Annotated in this window: 23 protein-coding genes; 13 read left to right on the plus strand and 10 right to left on the minus strand. The window is 53.4% G+C overall.

What is annotated here, in order from left to right:
* Window positions 1-10: 10 nt before the first annotated feature.
* The 3 genes from K8Q93_00465 to K8Q93_00475 all read right to left on the minus strand — a co-directional run bounded on the left by K8Q93_00465 (window position 11) and on the right by K8Q93_00475 (window position 5,802).
* A complete protein-coding gene (locus K8Q93_00465) occupies window positions 11-814 on the minus strand; it encodes a tetratricopeptide repeat protein (protein MCE9643711.1) in 804 nt (267 codons plus the stop codon).
* A gap of 116 nt (window positions 815-930) precedes the next feature.
* A complete protein-coding gene (locus K8Q93_00470; protein MCE9643712.1) occupies window positions 931-4,431 on the minus strand; it encodes a peptidoglycan-binding protein in 3,501 nt (1,166 codons plus the stop codon).
* Between the two features lie 609 nt (window positions 4,432-5,040).
* Window positions 5,041-5,802, minus strand: a complete 762-nt coding sequence (locus K8Q93_00475) for a hypothetical protein (GenBank protein MCE9643713.1) — start codon at window positions 5,800-5,802, stop codon at window positions 5,041-5,043.
* 139 nt (window positions 5,803-5,941) lie between these two features.
* Here K8Q93_00475 and K8Q93_00480 point away from each other — a divergent pair, with 139 nt between their 5' ends.
* From K8Q93_00480 to recA, 3 genes are read left to right on the plus strand one after another with little or no spacing between them, the layout of a single operon-like run.
* Window positions 5,942-8,155, plus strand: a complete 2,214-nt coding sequence (locus K8Q93_00480) for a DNA translocase FtsK (GenBank protein MCE9643714.1) — start codon at window positions 5,942-5,944, stop codon at window positions 8,153-8,155.
* On the plus strand, window positions 8,152-8,499 hold the full coding sequence (locus K8Q93_00485) for a hypothetical protein (protein ID MCE9643715.1): 348 nt from the start codon (window positions 8,152-8,154) through the stop codon (window positions 8,497-8,499). Before K8Q93_00480 ends, K8Q93_00485 begins: the two co-directional genes overlap by 4 nt.
* A gap of 6 nt (window positions 8,500-8,505) precedes the next feature.
* Window positions 8,506-9,555: a recombinase RecA gene (gene recA, locus K8Q93_00490; GenBank protein ID MCE9643716.1), complete on the plus strand. Its 1,050-nt coding sequence runs from the start codon at window positions 8,506-8,508 to the stop codon at window positions 9,553-9,555.
* A 34-nt stretch (window positions 9,556-9,589) separates the two neighbouring features.
* On the opposite strand, the gene K8Q93_00495 is transcribed toward recA, so the two are convergent.
* A complete protein-coding gene (locus K8Q93_00495; protein ID MCE9643717.1) occupies window positions 9,590-11,020 on the minus strand; it encodes a hypothetical protein in 1,431 nt (476 codons plus the stop codon).
* 82 nt (window positions 11,021-11,102) lie between these two features.
* On the opposite strand from K8Q93_00495, the gene K8Q93_00500 reads away from it, so the two are divergent.
* Both K8Q93_00500 and K8Q93_00505 read left to right on the plus strand, forming a co-directional pair.
* Window positions 11,103-11,366 (plus strand): hypothetical protein, encoded by a 264-nt coding sequence (locus tag K8Q93_00500; GenBank protein MCE9643718.1) that lies wholly within the window; start codon window positions 11,103-11,105, stop codon window positions 11,364-11,366.
* 12 nt (window positions 11,367-11,378) lie between these two features.
* Window positions 11,379-11,531 carry a lmo0937 family membrane protein gene (locus K8Q93_00505; GenBank protein ID MCE9643719.1) on the plus strand — a complete coding sequence of 51 codons (153 nt, stop codon included), beginning with the start codon at window positions 11,379-11,381 and terminating at the stop codon, window positions 11,529-11,531.
* 46 nt (window positions 11,532-11,577) lie between these two features.
* On the opposite strand, the gene K8Q93_00510 is transcribed toward K8Q93_00505, so the two are convergent.
* Entirely contained in the window at window positions 11,578-13,920 is a 2,343-nt protein-coding gene (locus K8Q93_00510) for a ribonucleoside-triphosphate reductase (protein MCE9643720.1), read from the minus strand.
* A 275-nt stretch (window positions 13,921-14,195) separates the two neighbouring features.
* The gene (locus tag K8Q93_00515; protein MCE9643721.1) at window positions 14,196-14,393 is read right to left on the minus strand and encodes a DUF1653 domain-containing protein; all 198 of its coding nucleotides are present in this window, start codon (window positions 14,391-14,393) and stop codon (window positions 14,196-14,198) included.
* Between the two features lie 105 nt (window positions 14,394-14,498).
* Between K8Q93_00515 and K8Q93_00520 the strand changes: the two genes are divergently transcribed.
* Genes K8Q93_00520 through K8Q93_00530 form a run of 3 tightly spaced genes read left to right on the plus strand, consistent with a single transcriptional unit; the run spans window position 14,499 to window position 16,812 of the window.
* Entirely contained in the window at window positions 14,499-15,020 is a 522-nt protein-coding gene (locus tag K8Q93_00520; protein ID MCE9643722.1) for a DUF192 domain-containing protein, read from the plus strand.
* A 3-nt stretch (window positions 15,021-15,023) separates the two neighbouring features.
* Window positions 15,024-16,139: a peptidoglycan bridge formation glycyltransferase FemA/FemB family protein gene (locus K8Q93_00525; GenBank protein ID MCE9643723.1), complete on the plus strand. Its 1,116-nt coding sequence runs from the start codon at window positions 15,024-15,026 to the stop codon at window positions 16,137-16,139.
* Window positions 16,140-16,185: 46 nt separating this feature from the next.
* On the plus strand, window positions 16,186-16,812 hold the full coding sequence (locus K8Q93_00530; GenBank protein ID MCE9643724.1) for a hypothetical protein: 627 nt from the start codon (window positions 16,186-16,188) through the stop codon (window positions 16,810-16,812).
* Window positions 16,813-16,814: 2 nt separating this feature from the next.
* Here K8Q93_00530 and K8Q93_00535 read toward each other — a convergent pair whose 3' ends face one another.
* Window positions 16,815-17,684, minus strand: a complete 870-nt coding sequence (locus K8Q93_00535) for an NAD(P)-dependent oxidoreductase (GenBank protein MCE9643725.1) — start codon at window positions 17,682-17,684, stop codon at window positions 16,815-16,817.
* Between the two features lie 165 nt (window positions 17,685-17,849).
* On the opposite strand from K8Q93_00535, the gene K8Q93_00540 reads away from it, so the two are divergent.
* Both K8Q93_00540 and K8Q93_00545 read left to right on the plus strand, forming a co-directional pair.
* Window positions 17,850-18,767, plus strand: a complete 918-nt coding sequence (locus tag K8Q93_00540) for a protein kinase (protein ID MCE9643726.1) — start codon at window positions 17,850-17,852, stop codon at window positions 18,765-18,767.
* Complete coding sequence (locus K8Q93_00545; protein ID MCE9643727.1) at window positions 18,764-20,518, plus strand: tetratricopeptide repeat protein; 1,755 nt, start codon at window positions 18,764-18,766, stop codon at window positions 20,516-20,518. The genes K8Q93_00540 and K8Q93_00545 overlap by 4 nt, the downstream gene beginning before the upstream one ends.
* 98 nt (window positions 20,519-20,616) lie before the next feature.
* On the opposite strand, the gene K8Q93_00550 is transcribed toward K8Q93_00545, so the two are convergent.
* From K8Q93_00550 to K8Q93_00560, 3 genes are all read right to left on the minus strand, one after another.
* The gene (locus tag K8Q93_00550; GenBank protein ID MCE9643728.1) at window positions 20,617-21,750 is read right to left on the minus strand and encodes a DUF262 domain-containing protein; all 1,134 of its coding nucleotides are present in this window, start codon (window positions 21,748-21,750) and stop codon (window positions 20,617-20,619) included.
* A 1-nt stretch (window position 21,751) separates the two neighbouring features.
* On the minus strand, window positions 21,752-22,921 hold the full coding sequence (locus tag K8Q93_00555; GenBank protein ID MCE9643729.1) for an adenine-specific methyltransferase EcoRI family protein: 1,170 nt from the start codon (window positions 22,919-22,921) through the stop codon (window positions 21,752-21,754).
* A 124-nt stretch (window positions 22,922-23,045) separates the two neighbouring features.
* Entirely contained in the window at window positions 23,046-23,582 is a 537-nt protein-coding gene (locus tag K8Q93_00560) for a hypothetical protein (protein ID MCE9643730.1), read from the minus strand.
* 98 nt (window positions 23,583-23,680) lie between these two features.
* Here K8Q93_00560 and K8Q93_00565 point away from each other — a divergent pair, with 98 nt between their 5' ends.
* The 3 genes from K8Q93_00565 (at window position 23,681) to K8Q93_00575 (ending at window position 25,227) form a co-directional block, all read left to right on the plus strand.
* Entirely contained in the window at window positions 23,681-24,043 is a 363-nt protein-coding gene (locus K8Q93_00565; GenBank protein MCE9643731.1) for a hypothetical protein, read from the plus strand.
* A 152-nt stretch (window positions 24,044-24,195) separates the two neighbouring features.
* Window positions 24,196-24,618, plus strand: a complete 423-nt coding sequence (locus tag K8Q93_00570) for a hypothetical protein (protein ID MCE9643732.1) — start codon at window positions 24,196-24,198, stop codon at window positions 24,616-24,618.
* A gap of 183 nt (window positions 24,619-24,801) precedes the next feature.
* On the plus strand, window positions 24,802-25,227 hold the full coding sequence (locus K8Q93_00575; protein ID MCE9643733.1) for a hypothetical protein: 426 nt from the start codon (window positions 24,802-24,804) through the stop codon (window positions 25,225-25,227).
* Window positions 25,228-25,303: the final 76 nt, after the last annotated feature.

Raw genomic sequence — 25,303 nt, forward strand, 5'->3', positions numbered from 1 at the left:
ATTTCTTTTGCTACTCGATAGCTTTGAGTTCGGCCTTGAGAGTGATCACTAGAGCGTCATTCTTAAGCTCTGTGGCCACCACGATCGCCTGCTGATAGTAAGTGCGTGCATCAGCGAGATTGCCCTTACTGCGATAGTAGGTCGCAAGCGCCACCATGAGGTCAACCGCTTTAGGGTTCTGCTTTATCCCCTGCTGCAGGATATCAGCCGCCTTAGTGGTGTTCTGCTGATAAGAGAGACGGTAAAGATCGTGGAGGTTGAGGTAGGAAAGCAAGTACTGAGGATCATTATGAACAGCCTGCTTTAAGTTCATCTCCGCGCGCACGTAATCCTTGAGCTCGTAGTGATAGAGATTGCCGATGTTGTTGTAGGAGACGATGTTGGTCGGACTCATAAGCGAGACATACTCCCAGGCTTCGCGCGCCGCCTCGTAGTCATTAATCGTCTTGTACCGGATGCCGAGGTCGATCCAAGCATTGAGGTCCTTCGGGTTATTACGGAGTCGGACACGGACAGCTTCAATATCTGCCAAGACGATAGCCTTCTCCTGGACCGTGAAGCTCGCAGGAACAGAGATCTCCCGGTTGATGAACGGATGAGGAGGAAGACCAGAGCCAGACTCAGAAGGCACCGGAAGCGGAGTGATGGTTACTGGCGCGCTCGTGGAAGCACTGACCGGGAAATTAGATTCGGGGGTGGTAGTAGCGCCAGAAGCGGGAGTATCAGAAGAAAGACTCTGCCATTTCCAAACACCGAAACCTGCTACTCCTATGAGTACTGCTGCACCGACAACTATCAGGATATTTTTCTGCATAGAGCTATTGTAGCTATATTTCCAAGTAACGCAAAAACCCCGCCGTGAGGCGGGGTTTTTGCTAACCGTCCCGACGATTAGCCTAAGCTAACCGTGGGATCCAGAGTAACGATGTGTTACTTGGAGATGGTGACGGAATCCATGTTGTCGGACGGAAGGCCCGAGACAAAGTATCCGTTGGTCCAGTCGTTGCCAGTCGTAGCAGACGTGGTGGTCGAGTTCGGAGACCAGACGAAGTCGTCATTGCCATCCGCATCGATTGCCACAGCGTCATCCATGAGAGCGGCGAGAGACGGGTATGCCGCATCTCCATCGATCTTAGTGATGACCTGACCGCTGGTTACGCCGCCCGTGAGAGTGACATCACCCTGTACCTTGAAGTAGTAGGTGCTGCCAGTCGGGATGCGGAAGTAGCCAGAGGAAGCGCCCGTTACAAGCACATCGTTAGCACCGCTCGAGACGAGTCCGGCGATAGTCGTGTTGACCTGACCAGAAGTGGTGAAGCCAGAGACTGCCGAGCTGAACGAGCTATCGGTGTAGGCCATGATCTTGAGGTTCGTCACGGTCGTGGAAGAAGTTCCAGACGGAGTGGACGAAGTCGAGACGTTGACCGTGAACTTGTAGATGGAGACTCCGTCGCTGCCGGCCTGACCAGTAGAGGTCACGCTGAAGCGGTAGAGATCCATGCCGGACTGCGTGCTGAGGACGCTATTCGGGATGCTCAAGCGAGCAAATACCGGATAGGACTTCATGACGCGGATGCCGTCAACGTCGGAGTCCGAAGAGGAACCGGTGTTGAGGGTGGTGCCGGATTCAACGCCCGTACCCTGGGTACCCGTCGAGTCGTTGCCATCGTAGTCAACCTTCACGAGGTGACCAGAGGAAGTGGCGTTCTGGCCAGTACCAACGGTGCTCAGGTCAACCTTGACGGTGATGAGCTTGGTGCTGTCCTTAGGGACGCGGAAGGACTGGGTAAGAGTCGAGGTAGCCGTGCGATTCTCACCGGTGAAGGTGGCCTCGCCGACCTTAGTGGAGCCATCCCAGAGGGAGACCTTCGTAAGGTGAGACGGGGTGCTCGAAGCGGCTACGCCCGAGAGCTGGAGAGCAACACGAGTGATGTCTACAGCTTCGTTGGTGCCTGCGAAGCGGAGTACGCCTGCAGTGACACCGGAAGTTCCGCCAGCCGCGATCTGGTAAGACGGGCTAGAAGAATCCTTGGTAACAGTGAACGAACCTGCGCCGATGGTCTGAGTCTGACCGGTAGCAGCCGTGACAGTCTCAGAGACGTCAGCAGAGGACGTTACGCCAGTGACCGTGATGGAAGGAGACGATGCGATACCCCACGAGAAGGTGTTGTTCGTCACAGCAGAAGCCGAGACGTTACACTTAAGCGTAAGAGTCTTGATCGTGCCCTTCGAAACCACGAGGGACTGGTCGAAGGTGTAAGTCGCAGAGCCAGAAGCCGACGGATTGACCACGTTCGAGCTGTTGAGCGCGGTGGTGCCGTCGTAAAGCTGACAAGACGAGAGAGAGGTGGCTACAGCCGATCCGCCGAGCGTGAGCGTAAGCGGGATCGAAGAGAAGCGCACATCCTCGCCAGACTGAGTCGCGTCAAGCTGGACGTTCGTGAAGATACGAGACTGTCCACCAGGAACGATGGTCTGAGCAGCCGGATCGGACGAGATCGTGATGGCAAGAGCTGCGCCCTTGACCGTCATGGTGTTCATCGCGAACTGACCGTTCGAGAGAGTGATGCTGTTACCAGTAGTCTGACCGCGAACCGTCGTCCAGTTGTCCGAAGGAGTAGTGGACGCGATGTAGGTCGAGTTAGAGGCAACACCAGTCGGGACCTTACCCTTGAGGGTGTAGGTCTGCTTGCCAACCGGGTAGGTGATGGTGTCCGAGAAGACAACCTTCTGGTTCGTACCGCCTACGGCAGTTGCATCTACCGGACCTGCGACGACCGCACCGTTCGAGTCAACGAGGGTAACGTTCGTGAGGAGAGCAGAAGAAGCTGCACCGGAAGTGGTGAAGTAGAAGGTAGAAGACTGGACAGTGATCGCCTCGCCCTTGATGTCGGTCTCATAGCCGCCGAGTACCTGGTTAGGCACGTTGACAGCGATGTTCTGAGAAGCGACAGAGGTGGCCTTGGCGATCGTGGTTGCAGTACCGCCAGTGACGGTCACGAGAGAACCGTGGAACCAAGGGGTACCAGCGGTGAACTCAGACGTGCTGTCGGAAGCAGAGCTTGCGCCAGCCGGAGGAGTCACGCCGTAACCGTAGGTCTCGCCAGTTGCGTAGACGTCAGTGCGGTTTGCGATGTCGAAGCGGACCGTGCGGCCAGCAGCGTTGCCACCGACGATGTCACCCTGGATGTAGATATCCTTGGAGAGACCCTTGTCGATGACGAGACCGGAGCCGAAGGAAGCAGTGACATACTTACCATCTGCAGAAACCATGGTGTCGTAGCTCGTGCCATCTACGAAGACCTTGATGTTAGCGAGGTCAGTCGTGAGAGAAGCAGAACCGGCCTGGTTCCAACGAACGGACCAGAGGCGGAGCTTCTCGGCAGAACCCGCGGTGACGCGGACGCCGGCAAACTTGTAGCCAGTGGTGCCGATCTCCTTGCTTGCCGAAGTGTTCGGGTCAAACGAAGAGACAGCGTTGGTGATAGTACCGATTGTGAGAGACGCGTTGATGGTGTGACCTGCGCCGGCGATCGGGAGCGAGCCAGAGACCGTAGCAGAGGTGTTCACTGCGACGACCGAGAGCATTGCTACCTGACCAGCGTAGGAGTCAAGCGTCGAAGCCATGTTACCAGCGACAGTCACCGTCTTAGAAGTTCCCTTCTTGACGACGAACGGCTCGCCTACAGTAGCCTGGTTGTTCGAGTTGAGAGTCTTTGCGATGCCGATCTGAGTACCGTTCTCATCGAGGAGGACGATACCGTCGAAGACGGCGTTCTGAGCGAGACCGCCGCGCTCAACCACAAGGCTGTTGACCGTCACATCACCATCGTTAGACGCGGTGAGGACGACCTTGGTGAAGGGAACGCGAGAAGCGTTCTCAGGAGCCAAGGAAGCCGCAGGCTGAGTTGCCGCAGAGATCGAGAGACCCGTACCGGCAGGAGTGGTGGGAGTGGTAGGGGTAGTAGGGGTGGTCGGAGTCGTCACCACGACCAAGGAGTTGAGCTTGGCGCGGGTGAGCGGACCGACAGTACCCGTAGTGGAGATTCCGTACTTAGCCTGGAGCTTCATCACTGCAGCCCGGGTAGCCGGACCGAAAGTGGTGGTTTCCATGCCAGGAGAACCTGCACCTGAGAGAGCGACGCGAGTCGCTGCATCCCTGTTGAGAGCTATCTGGAGCTGCTTCACTGCCTCGCCCTTCGAGCCGAGCTGAAGGTTAGTAGTGAAGTTGTAGCCCGTGCCAGCAGTAGAGCCGCCCGTGTTGAGCTGACCCTGAAGCTGGGAAATCATCGCCAAGAGGCTGGCAATCTGCGCCTGAAGCTCTTCAGCAGTGGCCGCGTTTGCAGACGACGGCGCAACTACGAAGGACAGGGCCATTGCGAAGCCCACAAAACCGGCGACTACTTTCGCAGTTTTCGATTTTAATGCCATACGTTATTAATTACTGAACGAAAGATATGCAGCACGCGTTGTGCCGCATATTCCCTCGGTGTGGGATTTGACGTCGGAATCGACTTACCGACTATCCACACTGCAACGCACACGGAGTGACCCGCACGCGCTACACAACTATCCCGTACGCTTCTCTATCTTTCGACAGAGGGCGTACAGGGTAGCTTGCGGAATGATAATGGTGGTTCGGACACGCGGTAAAAGAGAGGGATTGATCATCCATTCGGGAATGCTTTGAGTTTGGTGGTTTTCCAAACCTCTATGAAATTGTCAACGATCGTTCTTTTGAGGGCCGGTCGGAAACTTCTTCGGTATATCGGTCGTTCAGTAGTGATGACGGACACGACATAGAATATGTCGAACCGTAGCGCGAATTATAGTATTCGCCTCACTCCCCTGCAAAAGTTTTTTGTGGATAACTCCCGAAAAAAGCCTTTATCAGGCTCTTTTTTGTGGGAATAAGCCACCTCGCCATGCTCGCATAAAAAGACCCCGAAGTCAACGAAATTAAGGGATATTCCTATATAAGGAGAAAGCCGGCGCACCCGCGCCGGCTCAAAAGCCCTATCAGAGTAGTTTTAAGGACACTTACCGCAGAGAGTAGCGGCTCCAGCGACGCTCCCCTTCACGCTTAAGGACACCCTGAGCGACCAAGCTTCCGAGCTCGCGCTGGATGGTCTTCTCACCTACGCCCCGTATATGGCTGGCAATGTCTTTTATACTCAACGGCAACGAGCTCCTCTTGATGAGGTCGAGAATAGAGAGGGAGCGCTCCTTGGTCACGGCAGGTTCTTGTCCTTTATTCTGTCCCATAGAAGAAGGCGTGCGGCGCGGGAGACTGCTCGCAGGCGTAGCAAAGGTGGAAGCCGATACATAGCTCGGATCAAGCACGCTCGAGACAGGAAGGAGGCTAGGGACCGGGGGCATCGCATCAGTTTTTAAAAGCTCTTCGGAGAGAGCGATGACCGGAGCTGAGGAGAGATTCTCCGCCTTAGCGAGAATCTCAAGCACCTGGTCGTACTCATGCTTCAGCACCTCCGCATTCATAGGAGAGATGAGGCGTGCGCCAGAGGCGATCTCGAGGAGCGAGAGAATCTCCAGGATCTTCACGGACGGAAGCATCCCGCGCATCGTAGCCGAAGAGAGGATGTCCTTAACGAGTCCCACGGAGAGCTCGCGCAAATCACGACGAAGCTTCTCCTCCTCAGAGACAAGATCTGTCACCAGGTAGACAGCGGCCGCGAGCTTCTGGCTCTTCTTGAATGCAAAGAGAAGACCGTCATTCCCCTTGAACAGGGCGGTATTCTGGTAGCTCGGAATCATCTTGTCCTTTTGTTCTGTATCGGACATATTGTATGTCTTTTATACCACGTATGTGTCTTTTAATCAAGTGTAACACCGTCCTAAACGCCTGTCCAATAGAAAAAAGGCCTTATTTATGGCTGTGCATTAGGTTTTCCCCAGCCTGTGCTAAAATTGCCCTATCTATATGGCCAGGGCCAACTCTAAGCAAGATAAGCAGGAGAAGCTCGATGCAGCTCCCCCGTTCAAGAACCCCTGGAGCTCTCTTAAAGAGGGTACTCGTCGCGGCATCGCCGCCGTGCTCTACGGCTCCGCGACCATCTTCTTCCTTCTTGCCGCCCTCTCGCTCGCGGGCGTAGCCGGGAACGAGGCCTACTCCCTCCTCTCATATCTCTTAGGTTACGGATACTTCCTCCTCCCCATCCTTTCTCTCTTCCTGACCGTCTCCTACGCCCGCACCAAGCGGGAAGAGCCCATCGGCCTCAAGGCCTTCGGCTCCGTCCTCTTCGTCATCTCAGGTCTTGGTGTTGCCGCCCTCCTCTCCCCGGAAGCCGGTGGCATCGTGGGCAGCTCCATTGCCTCCCCTCTCCAGAGCGCCTTCGATTTCTACGCGAGCGCGGTAATCCTCGGCGCAGCACTCCTCGTCTCCGTTTTCATACTCTTCGAACTCTCCTTCCCTGAAGTAGCCTTCTCAGGCTTCAGCAACCCGTTCAAGAAAAAAGGAGCGAACGAAGACGAACTCCTCGCTCCTCTTGAAAGTGAGCAGTATGAGGATGCGCCGCTACCAGAAGAACGACCGGAAGCTACCGAAGAACCTCAGGAAGAAGCTGCTCGCCCGACCCCAGTAGTCGCGAGCGAAGCCTCGGGCGACAAGATCGAGGGTTACAATTTTAAGATCACCAGCTCCTTCGGCACTCCTTTCGTGCCGCCACCTTTGACCCTCCTCGAGAAGGATCGCGGCAAGCCAGCAGTCGGCGACGTGAAGGCGAACGGCAACATCATCAAGCGCACCCTCCAGAACTTCGGCATCGTGGTGGAGATGGATGAGATCTCCATCGGTCCATCGGTGACTCGCTATGCGCTGAAGCCCGCAGAGGGCGTGAAGCTCTCCCGCATCGTCGCGCTCCAGAACGACCTCTCACTCGCGCTCGCCGCACACCCCATCCGTATCGAAGCGCCGATCCCGGGTAAATCTCTGGTGGGTGTAGAGATTCCTAATAGCGTAAAGGCGACCGTCGGTCTCTCCGGTCTCCTCTCTAACGAAGAGTTCCAGAAGTCGGACAAGCCGCTCTTGGTAGCCCTCGGCAAAGGCGTCTCCGGCAAGTTCCACTACGCCAACATCGCCAAGATGCCTCACGGCCTCATCGCCGGCGCTACCGGCTCCGGCAAATCCGTGACCATTCACGTAGTGGTCACCTCCCTCCTCTTCCGCAATTCCCCAGAGAACCTGCGCTTCATCATGATTGACCCGAAGCGCGTGGAGCTTACGTTGTACAACAAGATCCCCCACCTGCTCACTCCAGTCATCACGGATGCAAAGAAAGCCATCCAAGCGCTCAAATGGGCAGCCAAGGAGATGGATCGCCGCTACGACATCCTGGAAACAGAGAGCGTGCGCGATATCGAGAGTTATCATAAGAACGTGCAGAAAGGCACCACGAAGATGAAGAAGGATGGCCCAGAATCCGCCGGTCCCGAGCCTATGCCCTACATCGTAATCATCATCGACGAGCTCGCCGACATCATGCAGGCCTACCCACGCGAACTCGAATCCTCTATCGTGCGCCTCGCTCAGATGAGCCGTGCGGTGGGTATCCATCTCCTGCTCTCCACCCAGCGCCCCTCAGTGAACGTCATCACCGGCCTCATCAAAGCGAACGTCCCCGCTCGTATCGCCCTCCAGGTAGCCTCCCAGATCGACTCCCGCACCATCCTCGATATGGCAGGCGCCGAGAAGCTCCTTGGCGCGGGCGATATGCTCTACCTCTCGGGCGAGATGTCCCAGCCACAGCGTATCCAGTCCCCCTACATTTCTGAGGACGAGGTGAAGAAGGTGGTGAAGTTCCTCGCAGAGACATACAAGGATGAAGTGCCGAACGAGATCAATCTCGGTGGCCCTGCTGCTGCCACTGAAGGCGGGATATTCGCCTCCATGGTCTCTGATGACGACGTGGACGACGACATGTACGAGGACGCTCGAGAGACGGTCATCTCCGCCGGCAAAGCCTCTACTTCCTACCTCCAGCGCAAGCTCGGCGTGGGTTACGCCAGGGCTGCCCGCCTCATGGATATCCTCGAAGAGAAAGGTGTCATCGGCCCTGGCTCTGGCTCCAAGCCCCGCGACGTACTCATCAAGTCCGGGAACGCTACTTCCTCCTCCGAAGTCCCTGAAGAGATATGAGGACGGTCAGAGAGTCACTCCGTCCCCTTTTTATAATAGTCATCCTGGTTGGCGCTGTAGCCTATGGCTATTTCCAGGCCCGCGCCTACCTCGACGGCCCCGTCATCACCCTGGAGTCCCCGCTTGAGGGCACACCCTTGGAAGGACCCCTCTTTACGGTCTCCGGCTCTATCAAGAACGCCGCGTTCATAAGCCTGGATGGGAGGCAGATTTACACCACGGAAGAAGGCCGCTTTCGAGAGCAGCTCTTAGCCCCCCTGGGCTATACTATAGTCACGCTTAAGGCCCGGGATCGCTTCGGCCACAGCGCCGAAAGAGAGATCGAGCTGGTACGCACTAAGTAATTTTCTATGCAGAAAAATAAGAAAGAAAAGAAGGAGAAGGAAGCAGTAGGAATGTCCGGCATCGAGGACACCCTACGCTCTATCCGCACCAAGTTCGGCGAAGAATCCATCATGAAGCTCGGCGACAAGCCGCGCGTAGACGTGGAAGCCGTCCCCACCGGCTCCATCGGGCTCGATGCAGCCCTCGGCATCGGCGGTCTCCCCCGCGGACGCATTGTGGAGATCTTTGGCCCCGAGAGTTCCGGCAAGACCACTCTCGCTCTCCATGTGGTAGCAGAAGCGCAGAAGCGCGGCGGCATCTGCGCCTACATCGACGCAGAGCACGCCATGGATCCGGAGTACGCTAAGAAGCTCGGCGTGAACATCGAGCACCTCCTCATCTCCCAGCCGGACACCGGCGAGCAGGCGCTCGAGATCGTAGAGAGCCTAGTACGCTCGGCCAAGCTCGACGTCATCGTCATCGACTCCGTAGCGGCCCTCACCCCCAAAGACGAGATCGAGGGTGACATGGGCGCGCAGCACGTGGGCAAGCAGGCTCGCCTCATGTCCCAGGCGCTGCGCAAGCTCACCGCCATCGTGGCACGCAGCAAGACCATCATCATCTTCATCAACCAGATCCGCATGCAGATCGGCGTAATGTTCGGCAACCCCGAGACTACCCCAGGCGGCAAGGCGCTTAAATTCTACGCCTCCGTGCGTCTCGATATCCGCCGTATCGCCTCGATCAAGAAGGGCGATGAAGTCATGGGCGGCCGCGCGCGTGTGAAGGTAGTCAAGAACAAAGTGGCTGCTCCATTCCGTCAGACCGAGTTCGACCTCATGTACGGAGAAGGTATCTCCAAAGAGGGCGAAATGCTCGCGCTCGGTGAGAAGTTCAACATCATCCAGAAGTCCGGCGCCTCCTACAAGTACGGGAATGAAGCCATCGGCCGCGGCTATGATGCTGCACGCACCTTCCTCAAGGAGAATCCCAAGATAAGCAAAGAGATTCTGGAAGAGATCAAGAAGAAATTACAGGAAGAAGGAGCGACCGCAGCAGGAGGATCGGAGGATTAAGAGAACTTTTCGCTTGAACGAAAAACTCTGCTCTCTACTGCTTCAGACCCAAGCTGTTATTCCTGCCTCCAGACATAAGTCCCCAAGCGCCCGTAACCTGCACAGGAGATGAACGATTGACGAGATCGCTTAGACCAAGCTGCCCCGTATCGTTGAGGCCCCACGCGAACATCTGACCATTGGTCCTCGATGCTACGTGATGATATTGGCCGGATCCGACAGATAACCATGTACCCGCAAGCTGAGTCGGCGAAGAGCGAGTGACGACATCGCCATGACCGAGGGCCCCCTGGGAGCCAAACCCCATAGAGAACAGAGCGCCATTCGAACGGAGAGCCAGTGAATGGTGGCTGGTGTTATGAGAGAAAACCGAAGACCAAGAAGTGTCGGCCCCCACCTGTACCGGAGACGACCGATTAATCGCATCGCCGAGTCCCATAGCCCCAAGGGCGTTATACCCTCCTATCCCCCAGAGGGTTCCGTTGCTACGCACCCCCATGGTGAGATGTACGCCGCAAGCAACAGAAGACCAGGTGCCCCCAATCTGTACTGGGGAGGAGCGGTTTACCTTATCTCCTAAACCTAGATGCCCGAAAGTGGTATTCCCGCCGGTGCCGAACAGCTCTCCGGAAGAATTTATAAAATGCGAACGTCCGCTCCCGCCGAAGACGTCCGTCCAAACACCAGAAGATATCTGGACGGGAGAGGATCGCTTAGCCGTATCAGAGAGGCCAAGTGCGCCAGAGGCGTTATACCCCCACCCCCAGAGCGTACCGTCAGCCTTTATACCGAGAGTATGGTACTGCCCCGCAGACACGGCCACCCAGGTCCCCGCGACCTGCGTCGGGGAAGAGCGGCTAGCGATATCGCCAAGCCCTAGTTGTCCGTTGCCATTATCACCCCAAGCAAACAAAGAGCCGTCCGTACGCAAAGCCAAAGCGTCATAGCGTCCTCCTGTGGCGCGTACCCAGGTGCCCGCCAATTGGACAGGAGAAGAGGCGTTGACAGTGGTAAGTCCTTGTCCCACGGCACCAACGCCTCCATGACTGCCCCAACTAAAGAGCTGACTTCCGCTTGATGAGTTTGGCATCGCTACGCTCCCTCTCCAGGTCGTGCCGTTGTCAGTCGTAAATAAAGTCAGAACATCAGTACCGATAACCGAGAGCGTCGGCGCAACAGAGTTCTGCCACTTAGTGCCACTCATCCAGGTAGTGGTGAATCTGCCACCGTTGGTGAGGACTAAGGTGAAAGAAACATATTGAGTGGCAGAGGGAATATTAGTTATCGAGAAGGTGGTGGCTGCGGTTACCGTAGCCGTCACTACCGTGCCGAGGGAAAGATCTATGGCGGTAGCGCCGCTCACGTTGCCGAGGGCATTCTGTGTCTCCGCGTAGCCACGCAGGTCAGCGTTGTCTAAACGCGCATTGCTCAAATCGAGACGGGAGGCAGATAGCTTGATAGCCATTTTAGGAATTATAGCAAACTTCAATAGCTTCTCCTCTTGTCCTAAAGCGTAAGACGAGGCACAAGGAGCCGTCTCCTCCTCTATGAATGTAGCTCTCTACTGGACCATCGGATTTATCGCCCTCGTCATCCTCGCCGTAGGTGCCTATTTCCTCTTCTTCCGGAGCGAATCCCTCAACATCACCGGAGCGCCGCAATCTTCCAGAGTCTGCACCATGGACGTGAAGCTCTGCCCTGATGGCTCCTACGTGAGCCGTATCCCTCCCTCCTGTGCCTTTGCCGCCTGCCCCGCTCCCACGGAGGAAGCTCCGGCAGGAGGAAACCCGGATTTCGACGTTAAAGGCTAGCCACATAATTTTATGCTTATCACCATCGCCGCCCTCCTCCTCATCCTCTGGTTCCTTGGCGTCATTGGCACCTACTCCATCGGCTGGTTCGTGCACCTCCTCCTCGTGGCTGCGATCGTCATGTTCCTCATCCGGGTCATCCAAGGAGAGAATCCGTTGAAATAACAAAAAGCTCCCCGTATGGGGAGCTTTTTGTTTTCCCTTGTCTTAGTTAAACGATCTCGCACGTACCTCCTGCGCACGCTAATTCCTTCTTCTGCTCCGTCTCATCCTGCATCTCGTAGGTCACGAGCTTGGAGTAGTCGATGCTGCCGAGGCGCGAAGAGAGGAGTTCGTACGTCTCCTTGGTGCACTTCTCGTAGGGCGCCAGACGATAAACATGGTTCTCGCGCGGGAGGAAGGAGAGGCCGCCAATTATCTCCCAGTTCTTGTAGACCCAGTTGACCACGTCGATCCATTCATCGTCCCCCACCGAGATGGTGGTCGAAGGGTTATGCTCGGTGAAGTTGAGCTTGACCATCTTCCAGTACTCGAGCTGCTCGATAGCGGTCTGATCATCTTTGAAGATAGAGCCGCTCGGTGCCTTGATCGGGAACTCCAGCACGTAGGTATTGGCGTTCTCCATGGTCTGGCCCACTTCCGGATGATACGGCACACCCTGATCCTTCATCATCTTAAAGAGCGAGTCGGTCGCAGAGATGCGCACGCGGCGGATGTAGTAGGGCGCATGGCGCGGATGCATGCCGGAAGAGCTGTTGATGGTCTGAGAGACGGTGCCAGAGGGCTTCACGCAGGTGATGGAGGAGGAGACGTTCACTCCGAAGCGCTTGGCATACTTCTGGTTCACCTTGATAGACTCATTCTTCATAGCCTTCATGGTGTCCGCATTACGCACCGCCGGGGAGTCCCACTGGCCGGTGATGGAGACGCCGAGGAGGCGCTCCTTCTCGCAGTTGTCCTTCCATTCCTTGGAGAGGTAGCCGAAATTAGTGAGAGTTGATTGATAGGTACCGACGAGGGTGGCGAGGCGCGTCTTCCTGAGGAGAGACTCCTTGGTGTCGCTCGCACGCGCTACCACCTCAGTGAGATTACAGAACTGCTTGCTCTGGAGGATGATCTCGCCACAGGGGTTGGTGCCCACCTGACCGAGGCGGCCCTTGCCATACTTCTTCTCGAGGAGCTCGATACGGCGCTTCGGCATGGTCTTCGCCAAGGATCCACGATTGAAGATGCCGCGCTCGCCGCTCTTACTCTTCATGAGAGCCACCCACTCATCCATGAGCTCTTCGGTAGAAGGCTTCTGCTCGTAGACGGCGGAGTTGTTGGAGATGGAGCGGTGTGGGTCGGTGAGGAAGAACTGACCCTTCTTGGCATCACGGATGAGATCGTCATCGAGGTCAGAGAGGGAGATCATGGCCGAGCGACGCACGCCACCTGCCACTACGCACTCACCGATCTTACAAAGGATGTCGTGGGCATCGATGTTGCGGAGGCGCCGTCCCTGGCGGGAGAGGATCGCACTGCGGGAGAAAGCGAGAAGAGACTGGAGAGGTGCCGGGCCGGAGGCCTTGCCACCCATGGTCTTGAGGCGCGCACCGGCTGGCCTGATCTGGGAATAATCAAAATCGATATCCTTGCCTGCGTACCATGTCTCAAGGCCCAAGGTGAGCGCATCGCACCAGCCCTCCTTGGAGTCGTCGACAACGTGGGTCTTCAGTTTTTCTCCGATCTGCCTCTCAATCTGCGGAAGCTGCTGGATGTTCTGGCTCTCTGCAGAGAAGCCGACGCCAGTGCCGCACATAGAGATGTACATAACCTCAGCGAAGTCCCGAAGCTTGGTGGGGGCGATAAAGGAGCAGTTGTAAGCACAGACGTTCGTCTTGGCGGCTGCCTTGCCTGCGAACTGCATGAGACGCATAGACGGCATGATCTCCTGCTTGCGGATGGCTTCGCGCACCTCATCGTACTCTTTCTTAGTGAGCTTGTCTCCCAAGTTCTGCTTCATGAAATCTATATAACGCTCCACCGTCTCCACCCAGGTCTCGCGGCGGCCTTCTGCTTCGATCCAGGAAGAGTAGCTGCGGAGATACACGAACTCGCCGAGCGGATTGTTCTTGAAATATTTAGCGCTCTCCTCCGCGAGCTGACGCACGCGCTCCGGGACTTCCACGCCCATAGAGCGAAGCTCTGAGCGCTTCTGGCGATAGAGGATGTAGTTCTTGGCAGTCTGCACGTACTCCGAGAGGATGAGCTCCCGCTCCACCGTGTCCTGTATCCCCTCCACCGTCGGCAGGAAGTTCTTGTACTTCTTGCTGATCCTCACCAGGTCAGCAAGCACCTTGTTGGCCACGAGCGCAGCCTCGTCCACCGAACCCTCGCCGGAGGCGAGCATGGCCTTGTAGATGGCCGTCTCCACCTTGTCCATGTCGAAAGGAGCGATGGTGCCGTCGCGCTTCTGGATCTGTTTGACGAATTCGTTCGTCTTGGGCGTCCGAGCCAAGGGCACCTTTGCCTTGGGGAGAGAAGCGGAGACAGCTGTTTTGGTGAGGGTCATACGTGGTGAGGGGGAGCTTAATGAGTAATTAAATTGGTAAAGGTAATGACTATTCTACCCCGCCGGGAGCAGGCATTTTTTGTGGATAACCCCCTCATTCCCCTCCTTAGAACGATTTAGGGGGCGTGTAAACCTCGGTGGGAGAAAACTAGCGTAAAACAGGGGTTATACGGGACTAAGTGGAGGTAATTTTATTAAAAAGGCGAAAATCAGTTTAAAAAATGTATTTTTGTGCTCAGTTTTTTGCAAAAGATGTAGATAAAGTTACAAAAAAGCTAATCGAGCTTACGAAAGCGGGGCTGCCGCTTGCCTTCTACCTCTATTTCCTCAAGGAACATAGGCTTAGGACGCACCCAGACCTCCCCTGTATCAAGGTGGCGATAGATGACCATCTCCTCCAAGGTCTCGCTATGCTTGCCGAGGCCGGTCACCTCTACCTCCGCCCCCTTGTAGTGCCTGTAGCGCCCGAGCATAGCCCCATGATACCAGAGGAGGGATAAGAGGGTCGCATGAGGGAGTCAAACAGGGCATAATGGGGAGACGTTCCCTCTAGATTGCCGCTCGGGCAGTTTCCCAACATGAAAAGGACTCTTCACACCGGACCAATCCTCTTTCTCATACTCGCCATAGCCCTCCTCCTCTATCTCGGATTTGCCAAGAACCTGGAGGGCAACCTGAGCCTCCTCCCCAAGGCCGCTACCTCCCCTATCCCCGTAGTCACAGAAAAGCCCACCCCGTCCGTCTCCATACACGGGACCCGCATTCGGGTGGATGTGGCCACCACAACAGCGGCCGTGCGCAAAGGTCTCTCCGGCCGTACCCGGCTCGAGGAGGATGAGGGCATGCTCTTCATCTTCTCCGTTCCCGATATCTACCGTTTCTGGATGCCTGACATGAATTTCCCGATCGACATCATCTGGGTACACGACGGCGTAGTGGCGGACATCAGCCGCAACGTGTCCAACGAGTTCGATCCCGCTAAGCCCGTCTTCTACTCCCCCCGCGTCAAGGTAGAGCAGGTGCTCGAGGTGAACGCAGGCTTTGCCGCAGAGCACGGCATCGAAGTCGGAGACCCCGTGGTCCTCCGCAATATCTTTTAAACCATGAAGATACTCGCCTATCGTCACGACAAGGACCACTGGAACGAATTCGTACGTAGGCACTACCCATCGGTAGGAAATTTCATGCTCTCCTGGGAATGGGGCGCGTTCCAGAAGAAGCTGGGACGAGAGACGAATCGCTTCGCTATTGAGAATGATGCGGGAGAAACCGTCGGCCTCTTCACCCTCGTCTACTACTCCCTCCCCTTCGGCTTCCGCTACGCCTACCTTCCGCGCGGGCCATTAGTGGCGGCTACGCCGGAGGATTTTGATACGGTTTTCAACCAAGCGCTCTGCGCCATCGAAGCGTGGGCCACGGAATATCTCGCGGACTGCGTCTTCCTCCGTCTGGAGCCTCCGGTAGAGAAATTGCCCGCTCATATCGATATCCGCTACCACGAGCCCGACCACTACGTGCAGCCGCGCTACAACCTGGCTATGCCGCTCACCGGTGACCTGCGCGCGGGGATCCACCCCTCCACCCGCTCCAATATCAACCGTGCCGAGCGGCGCGGCGCCTCCGTGGTCATCAAGGACAACCTCAGCGAGAGCGAGTACGCCGACTTCAAGGCGATGGTGCAGGACACCATTAAAAGAAACAGCGGAGTAAACGCCTACCCCGACGAGGCCTACTTCCGTGCCTTCCTCAAGAACTTCGCGGAAGACTGCAAAGGGGGCGTCTGCGCGGACGGCGTCTCCCTCAGCGTCTTCTGCGGCTACCGCGACGGCGAGCCCGCAGGCACCCACCTCGTCCTCTACTATGGCGATACCGCTACCTACCTCTTCGGCGCCTCCCTTACCAAGCACCTTGATTCCAAGATCTCCACCTATTTGCATATGAAAGCGGCCGAGGACGCACAGCAGCGCGGCTACCGCTACTACGACATCGGCGGTATCGACCCAGAGCGCTGGCCTACGCTCACTGAGTTCAAGCGGCAGTTCCGAGGTACCGAATTCTCCTATGTGGGCAACATCGACATCCTATTGCGTCCTACGCTCTACGCGATCTACACCCTAGTGCGCAAAGTGAAGGGGTTTTTCCATAGCCTCCGTCAGAAAGAGAACAAGAAAGCTGCTAAGCCGGGAGCGATGCCTGGAACGAAGGAGATTCCGGCGTAGTCTGGCGGCGATAAGAATCGCGAGTGTTTTTGTATATACTGACCCCATGTTCGGACTCACGCCTGCAGAACTCTCGATATTTAAGAAACTCTCCACCCCGCAGAAGATCCAAGATTATCTCGATACCCTCCCGCGGAATTTCGAGAAGAAAGGCCAGACCTGCTACTCCGCACGCATGGTATTGCGCGAGCAGAAAGCACATTGTGTGGAGGGCGCCTTCTTCGCCGCCGCCGCCCTCCACATCCACGGAGAGAAGCCGCTTCTCATGGATTTCCAGACCACGCCCGAGGACGAGGATCATGTAGTGGCTCTCTTCCAGCAGAACGGCTACTGGGGCGCCATCAGCAAGACGAATCATCCTGTGCTGCGCTACCGTGATCCTATATATAAGACCCCGAGGGAACTCGCTCTCACCTATTTCCACGAATACTTCATGGTGAATAACGGGAAGAAGACGCTGCGTGCTTATTCCAAGCCCTTCTCGCTTCTCCCCTACGTTCCCGAATTCATCATCAGCGAGAAGCGGCTCTGGGATCTCGTCGAAGAGCTCGATGACTCGCCGCACTTCCCTCTCGTACCTAAAGCGAATATGCGCCTGCTGCGCCCTGCGTCAAAAATTGAACGCGATGCCTTTTATCTCTCCGAGTGGACTAAGGAAGATCCGCGGACTTGAAATTACGCCTTCAATTTTTTCAAAGACTGCTCGAAGGAGAGAGGTTTAGAGAAGAGCGCCTTACAGGCCAGATACGTATCAAAGACCTTGCCATGCTTAAGTCCCAGGAGCGTGTCGGCAGTAATAGGTAAACGTAAGCCGAGCATTTCAAAGAGACGCAGTTCTGGAAGAAGGAGTCCTCCTGGTAAGGGCAGGAGCGGCATGCGGCGGTTGGCCGCGTCCGCAATACCGCGGTAGAGCTCGCGGATGGAGATGGGTTTTTCGTGCGCGATAGGAAAGACGCCAGAAGCATTACCTTCCACCGCCTGCACGATGGCCTGACAGAGGTCATCGATGTAGACCACCTGGAGCGCGGCCTTGCCGTCGAAGAATACCGGAATCACCGGCATGGTTTCTATAAGACGCTTCACTCGGGTAAAGAGTCCGCCCTGCCCAATCATTATCCCCGACTTCACGATGCAGTCCTTTTCCGGACTGAGGACCATCTCCGCCTCTAACTTGGTACGGCCATAAACAGAGCGCGCCTCTTCGTGGGCGGCCATAGAGGAGATGAAGATGAACTGCTTCACTCCGAGCTCCTCGCAGAGGCGACGTAGCGCATGGGTGCCGCCTACGTTGATGTGGCGCGCTCTGGAGAGCGAGCGGGCACCATCCCAGGCAGCGTGAATGACCACGTCGGGAACTTCTTCAAACTGCCACTCTCCTGCCCTCTCCAGTTGGAAATTAGGTCGGGTCAGAGGGAGAACCGCGTAACCACGCGCGAGAAGAGCTTCGGTAAGAGCGCGTCCGAGAAAGCCATTAGCGCCAGTGATGGCCACCGTCTTGGCACGGCCATGGCCGGTGTGAGAAGCGGTGGGGTGGAGTGCCTCCATGTATAGCAGGACGGGTGGAGGGGTGGGGACTTACGAGATTTCAGCGAGATAGGAATCTCGCTGGTAGGAAAGAGAAGATCCTATAAAGCTTTGCGAGGTAAAAAAATCAGTTTTTACGTTCTTCTTCATCGTGCGCCAAAATGCTTTATAGACTAGACTAGCGCTATGAACCAGGGGGATGTACTGGACAAGCACCTAATTGAAGGAAGTCTTGGTGGTGGGAGCTACGGTAAGGTTTATCGGGTTATACACCAGGATTCAGGTACGGCCATGGCTCTTAAGGTTGCATCCTCAAAGGATCCGATGGACGCACTTCGTTTTCAAGGGGAAAACGAAATCATGCACAAGCTCAAGCCTCATCCTAAAGTAGTACAGCCCTTTAGTAATGTTGTACAAGTTCCTCCAGACACTTTTTATTACACAATGGAACTTGTGGACACTAACCTGGCTGATTACATGAGTCTACAGGGATATTTCTCACCTTCAGATTCATTTAAAATTTTTAAGGATATTTGTGAAGGTTTGGCACACGCACATCAAGCAAGTATCGCGCACCGAGATTTACATTATGAAAATGTTCTTTTAAATATCGGTAGCGGGGTGTATGTAAAATTGACAGACTTTGGTAAGGCGAAGGATTTTGACCGCACCTGGGGTACAAACTCTTTGTCACCATGTTGGGGGTGGTTCGTCAGTCCTCCAGAAGTTTTTTTTAAAGTTTGGGATTCACCCTCGCTCCCAGAGTCTATTGCAGGAGACATGTATGCTCTTGGTATATTGCTTTTTTCACTTATTCAGGCCAAACCACTAGTTGAACTTGACACCTTAAGGCATCAAATAAAGGGTTTCCTTGGGTCCCATCCTTCACTTGATTATCTTGATATACAGGAAAAGAATAAATTGTACCGTGACTGGATTCATAGTCGATCTTTTAAAAGTAACACATTAAACGTTCGATTATCTGACACTAATGAGAACGCTAAAATTAACTCCATATTGGACCGCCTAACCCATATCGACCATTCAATTCGCTTTAAAAACATAGCTGAGTTACAGGAAGAACTAATACTACTAGGACTATGATTTCTCCCACTTTAGAAAAAAAAGAATATTTTCAGACCATGCGTGACGAGACAAAGCCAAGAATGAGCTATTCAGATGCTCTTTTTGAGCTTCCCCCTATTCAAGGAGATACATTTAGGCAACAACTTGTGCGGGCTCAGTGGAATTATGTCAAAGCTCAACTAAAGAAGAATGAAAATCCAAGGACCTTAGTCGAAACTGGAGACTTGTATCTATTGAAAAATAATTACAAAAACGCGATAGATTATTACCAAAGAAGTTTGGTACTGAATCCTGATTTCATACTGGCTTACGAAAAAATTATTCTTGCATACTCCTTACACCGCAAATATCATGAGACGATACCATATTTTAGCCGACTCCTAGAGTTAACAAACAACAGAGTAGATATCCTACGAAAATACGCTGCGCTGAGAGTTAACATATTTTTGACACAGAACGAAGGTAAAGACGACGCAATGAGAATTCTTGATGAAGCATTAAAATTAATGCCCGAGGATGTAGAACTAATCAATACCTACGGTTTTATACTTCTTAATCATTTCCCAGAAAAACTTAGTGAAGCTAAAGACTATTTTAGTAAAGCTTTAAAAATTAATGGAGAATATATCCATTCATTAAATAATCTTGCTGTTTGTTATATTAAAGAGGGAAAATGGAAAGAAGCTGAAGAAATTCTTTCAAAAAGTATTGCCATTACTCCCCCGAATTATCCTCATACCCATCAAAACCTAGCTCTTTTGTTACTAATACAACAAAGATTTGAAGAAGCTTATTCCGTCCTTGAAAAAGCTGTTAAGAAAGGTGTCCCGATAGAAAATTCAGCCCACCATTTAATGGGGTGGATTTTGTTGGAAATGCGCGATCTGAAACGTGCGCTTGTGTGGTATGAAGAAAAGATAAAAAGTGAACCAGGGAACGAGTTGCTCTTAAATAATTTAGGCTTTTGTTATGGAGCATTTGGAGAAAAGGAAAAATCAGAAAAATGCTTTAAACAAGCTGTTTCAATCTCTGAAGATAAGATCAGAAGAACTCGTCTCTTCGATATGCGCGCCCTTCGTGGTTATTATAATTTGGGTAGAGTAAGAGCTGCTGCGAGTGATTTCAAAGAGGTTGAGAGAATCTCAAATAGAATTTCCGAACTTAACCCGGGAGATGCTTTTTCTATTTATTTAGCAGGTGTATCAAAGGTCATTAATGAAGAATACGAAGAAGCTAAGAAATTTTTCTCTCGAACACTTGCATTAGACGAAACAATTTCAGATGTATATCCTGATTATGCCTTTATCCATGAGTGCATCGATGGAAATGCGCAAGCGGCAGCTGATCTACTTGAAAAAGGTATTGCGTTAGGGTTCGATAAGATTCTTATTAATAACAATTTGGCTTTTGCATATATCCAATTAAACCAACTTGATAAAGCTGAGAGAATCTTGCGAAGGTACACAGAGCCTATTCCCGTCATCTTGGCTACCAGAGGATTGTTGGAAATGCGGAGAGGAAATCTTGAGGAAGCCGAAGCTCTTTACACAAAAGCCATATCTCTTTTTGAAGGTAAAAATAGAAAAATTTGCACACAAATACATCTCTTAGAAAAAGCTCGCTATTTCTTAAAAAGAAATAGCGCCGGGAAGGCACAAAAACTACTCAGAGAAGCAAAGGATGTTATTACCTCTTACTTGACGCCCCAAATAGAACTCTTGGAGATAGAAGCTAACGAACAAGTAGCTAGCTCAAATAACCGTCATTAGTGTTAACAATAAACCTTACCCCACTGCGACGAGTTGGCCGTTGAGGACCCGGAGACGCTGGTGGAGATCACGATAACCTGACTATCTTACAATAACCTCTAGAGACCACCCTTTACTCGGTTGTGTGTTTTACATAACATCTGACAATTTTTGGCGGTGGTTTTCCCTCCTTCGTGCCAAGGAGTAATGTGGTCAGCTTCCATTTCGGCAAATTCCCACTTCATTTTTTCACGCCTCTCCTTTTTGCAGAACGAGCATACACCGCCTTGGTGTTCGTATGCTTTCCTCTTCGTTTTGTCATCAAAATCACGCAAATTGAGGTATTTTTCCTCACGCGTAAGGATGTATGGATAAATTCCTCTCAGGCTCTGAACTTCGTCGTCATCAATCAGCTTCAAAGTCTCCTTTTCAATGTCCCTAGAGTCGTACCTGGCATCCTTATATTTGTTGTACAAGAGCCCCCATTCTACCCCCTTCATATCTTTGCGATACGTCGTAAATGTCTTCTGCACCCAGTCAAATACTGCCTGCCAGTATTGCCAGAGTTCTTGTGCGTTTGTATCGTCCTTGTGCTCGTTCATGTATTGCTCAATGTGATCGCTTGAAATCCATCTCAAGGCCGTTTCCAAAACCTCCTGTCGTATAGGTGAGCCACTTACTAATTTCTCTCGCCCATCTTGCACCGCGGGGGCACCCGTTTTACTAAACCATCGTTTCGCGTCGGTGAGCCACTTTCCTGTATGTTGGGCATTCAAAAGCTCTTGATCGGTCAAGGGCTTACCTGCAATATTGATCGTACGAAACCAGGCGAGTTTTTCACTTGGTGTCCCTTCGCACACATACACCGAGAGTTCGTAGTTCAAAATCTCTTCCTGCTGATCTTTGGGTAAGCTTGTAAAAGCAAGCTCATGATCGTCGTCAAACTTAATGGGGATGATTTTCGTCACGTATTGGCATATGGAAACAGTGCGCTGTTGCCCATCCATCAATTCGTAGTTACCATCTTCATCAACCGACCAATACATTGTGTTAAGCGGAAAACCTTGCCGCACGGTTTTAATGACCGCGTCGCGCTCCTTGTCGCCATAGATAAACTCGCGCTGAAACGCAGGACGAATGTTGAGCTTGCTTCCATACCCGACGACACCGTTCTCACCGTCGTCTTGGTAACCATCCACCAAATCGCGAATGGTTATTTTCGGCACATCTTTCCCGGAAAGTCTTATTTTCATATTAGTTTTTTTGTCGAATGAACAGCCGCTGATAGGCAGATTGTATTACTCGACCATCCTTATTGATAAAATAGTTCTTCTTTCCGTCGTTGCCAAGTAAATTTGCATTTTCATTTGTTTTACCACCGGACGATCCAGTCCTCGTGCCATCCTGCCTCATTTCCCAGTAATCATCGTATTTCTTTGTGTCGGGAAGTTCATCATGACAACCCCTTTGAGATGCGCCTAGTAGTTGAAACTGCTGAGGATTGTATTTATCCAGGAAAGTAATGGGCACGCCCATAGCACCGCCGTAGTCAGCTGGGATCTCCGCAACTTTGGCGACCTCAATGGCGTCGTAATTGTCATAGTGTGGATACTCTTCCGGCGTGTATTTTTTGTAGAGAGGAATATTTTGGTGGTGTTTCGCCACATCCATGTTTGTATACCAGCACGAGGTAGAAACACGCGCGATTTTTTTACCGCTTTTCTCGTCAATATGATGATACTGCGTGAAATAATTCGGAACTTCGAAAAACATGCCGACATTGAACTTAGTATAGCCGGTGCGGAATTTATTTTCTTTAATGAGTTTGAAAATTTCTTTGTAAGTAATAGCGTTCGTGTTGCCGATAATCAAAAACTTCTTGTCGTGTTCAACGAGCTGGGCAACGTACTCAATGAAGAGTGAGAACGGCGGGTTGGTAATAACGATATCTGCCTGCTTTAGGAGTTCACGGCACTCGGGTGAGCGGAAGTCTCCATCGCCCTGGAGCGGCCGCCATTCGTTTTTTTTGTTTTCTTTCAGCTTCTCGGCGATATCGCGCCGGTCAATTGCACCATCACCATTGAGATCCTCTACTTCGTTAATAAGAAAGGCGTTGGCGTTCACCTTTGGGCGGCCTTTTTTCGGCTCGAGGGTCTTGTCATCACCAAAGAGGCCGAGCTGGGTGTTAGCTATGGGCGAGGGCTTGTAGCTCGTAGCGATGAGTCGCTTGATGCCAAGTGCGTTGAAGTTTTCTGCGAAGAAGCGGAAGAAATTGCTTTCAAACGGATCGTCACAGTTGCAAAAAATGACTTTGCCTCTGAGCTGGTCGCGATAATGATTAAGCTCGTTAGCGATGTCGCTCATCTGGGTATAAAACTCATCGCTCTTTGCCTTTTTTGCTTTAGAAAGATTACTGTGTGCCATGTTTTTTACATGATTCAAACTTGGAAACAGAGCGGGGCAGATTAGATGTAAACTTTGCAATCAGCTCAAAAGTACTCCCATTCTAGCGGGTTTTGGGGAGGAGTCGAGGAGCCGGGGTTAGGCCCTACTCCACCGCCACAAGCTGACCACCTACTACCTTGAGATAAGCAGAAACACCAACGGAAGGCTGAGCAACCATAGGCTCGCCATCCTTTCGCACAGCGAAGTTCACAATGACCTGGCCATCCCTGATCTCCGTCGTCTGCGGAGCAATGCGATCCCCTAGGAGGATAGTGTTGGTACCGAGGTAGCCCTTCTCGCTGCCGAGCGCTACTGCGGCGAGATAGAAAGTGCCAGAGCCGCCCGCGTTCTGGGTCATAAGGAAGGCTACGTCTTCCTTACCATCCCCATTGAGGTCTCCTCTCGCCTCATTCCCGAAATAGCGAGTAGTCACCGTAGCCGCCGTATCCGTATCTATCTTTATCTCCGAGAGTCCTCCTGTGAGTTTGACCTTCTCGCCAAAGATCTCGTAAGTGCCGTCACGGTAGTCTGCGGCATAGGCAGGTCCTGTGGTGGAGCCTGGAGCAGGCTCGTAGGTCAGATACACGACGCCGATAACAAACAAGAGAAGCGTTACAGAGAGGATGATCACTTTATTCATCCCCTTAGTATAGTCGAATTCCCCTTCTTACTCCCGTAGACCCGCTCAAAAACCGATGATATGGTGTAGCCTGGCACATTCAGCGAGCGAGGGATCCGATGCCGATCACCTTGGTAATAGAGCGTAATCTGTGGAAGAAGTTTAGCAATCCACAGGGGCAGGACGACCGGTGGGAACTCAGCATGCACGAAGAAGCTGAGTCGGCGAAAAATGAAATCGCCGACCGTCGGATCAACAAGGATCTGAAAATATTCGCGGTCATCCTGGAGAACCCTCAAGAAGAAGAGGCCAGGGAGATGGTTCGGTGGCTCAAGGGGGTTGCGCTCAATATTTCCGTGTTCACCGCCTTCAGAAACCCCAACCTGCAGGCTGAATTCATCGCCACGGGGTGCATCGAGGCGGACTGGGAAAACCCTTTCATAGCCATCGACGCAACCCTCGAGATCAGGGCCCACGCGTAGCGCATCCCTATCATCACCGGCCAGCGCCCTTCGGGCACTGGCCGGCTCTTTTTTATAACCTTCCCTCTTCTCGAGCTGTTACTACAGCAGCTGCGCGTCATTACAAGCCGCAACGACTGATCTTTCCTCCACTCCCAGCAAAGGAGCGTGCAATGAATACGGAGTCAGGACCGGAAGTCCTCCTCGTCCATGCCGACTCCCAGACCTTGGGAGGATGGGCCTGGTCGCTGCGGGAACTCTTCCCAGGCATCGGCGTCATCACTGCCCAGAAGGTGGTGCATGCATTCAACCAATTCGTCTGGGACGCCAAGCACCTCAAGGTAGCGGTGCTTCCTCGGCGAGGCGCAGACGGATGCACAATCGAGTTTGCCCGCAGGATCCGCCGCGACAAGGAATTCACAGGTGTCATCTTCACTACCGCTACGGACCCTGAGTTCCTCAAGGAGCTCGACCCCAGGAAAGGAGACCGCGTCTTCGAGAGCGAACAGGAGCTTCTCACTGCCTTAAGCATCGCCCTCGCGCACCAGCGCATCGGCGGGACCCCCGTAGTCCAACCCGAACTAATGAGCGCCTGAGGCGAGCAAATTAACGGCCGGCGCTTGATGCGCCGGCCGTTCCTTCTTCGCATGTATCCTTTTCGCTTCCTGCGGGTTCAGTACAATAGCAGCTCTCACTGCGCGCCTTGCCTCGCTGGCTTGGACGTGATATCACGAGCTCCAATCGATCTTTCTCCAACCAGTTCCCGAGAGGACACCCTCATGCGGATCATCCTCACTCTAGGTTTCGAGGCTCCGGAAAGCTGGCGAAAAGCATTTCCGAGACGCACCTTCGTTCACCGCGAGACCGGAAGCGAAGGCCTGCAGCTCCTCAGAGAACAAGGAGTCAGGCTCGCGGTCGTCGTCTTCGACAAGGAATTCGCGAACGACAACCCAGGCCAATTTGGCACGCTATACCTCCGGTTCCGAAAGGAAGGATTCCAGGGGGAATTCCTTCCGAACATCGGCGAGGAGCGCTACATCCTGAAGACACTCATAGCGGCGTTCTACGCAAACGCTTCGAATCGTCTGACGGACAAGAGGGTCCGGAGCAGCCCGGGACGCATTCCCACTCCTTCACCCTCCACGATCCTGCGCTACCTCCAAGAAAAACTCACACAAGGAGATCTCGTCCAATTCAGCGCGTGACCCCTCGCACATAGCCGCCCCGCCGACGCTCTCCCCCTCCTGGAGCGTCGGCGGTCTTCCTTTTCTGTAACCTTTC

It is taken from the genome of Candidatus Parcubacteria bacterium (genome assembly GCA_021414235.1).
Classification (GTDB): domain Bacteria; phylum Patescibacteriota; class Minisyncoccia; order Phycocordibacterales; family JAKFXT01; genus JAIOOV01.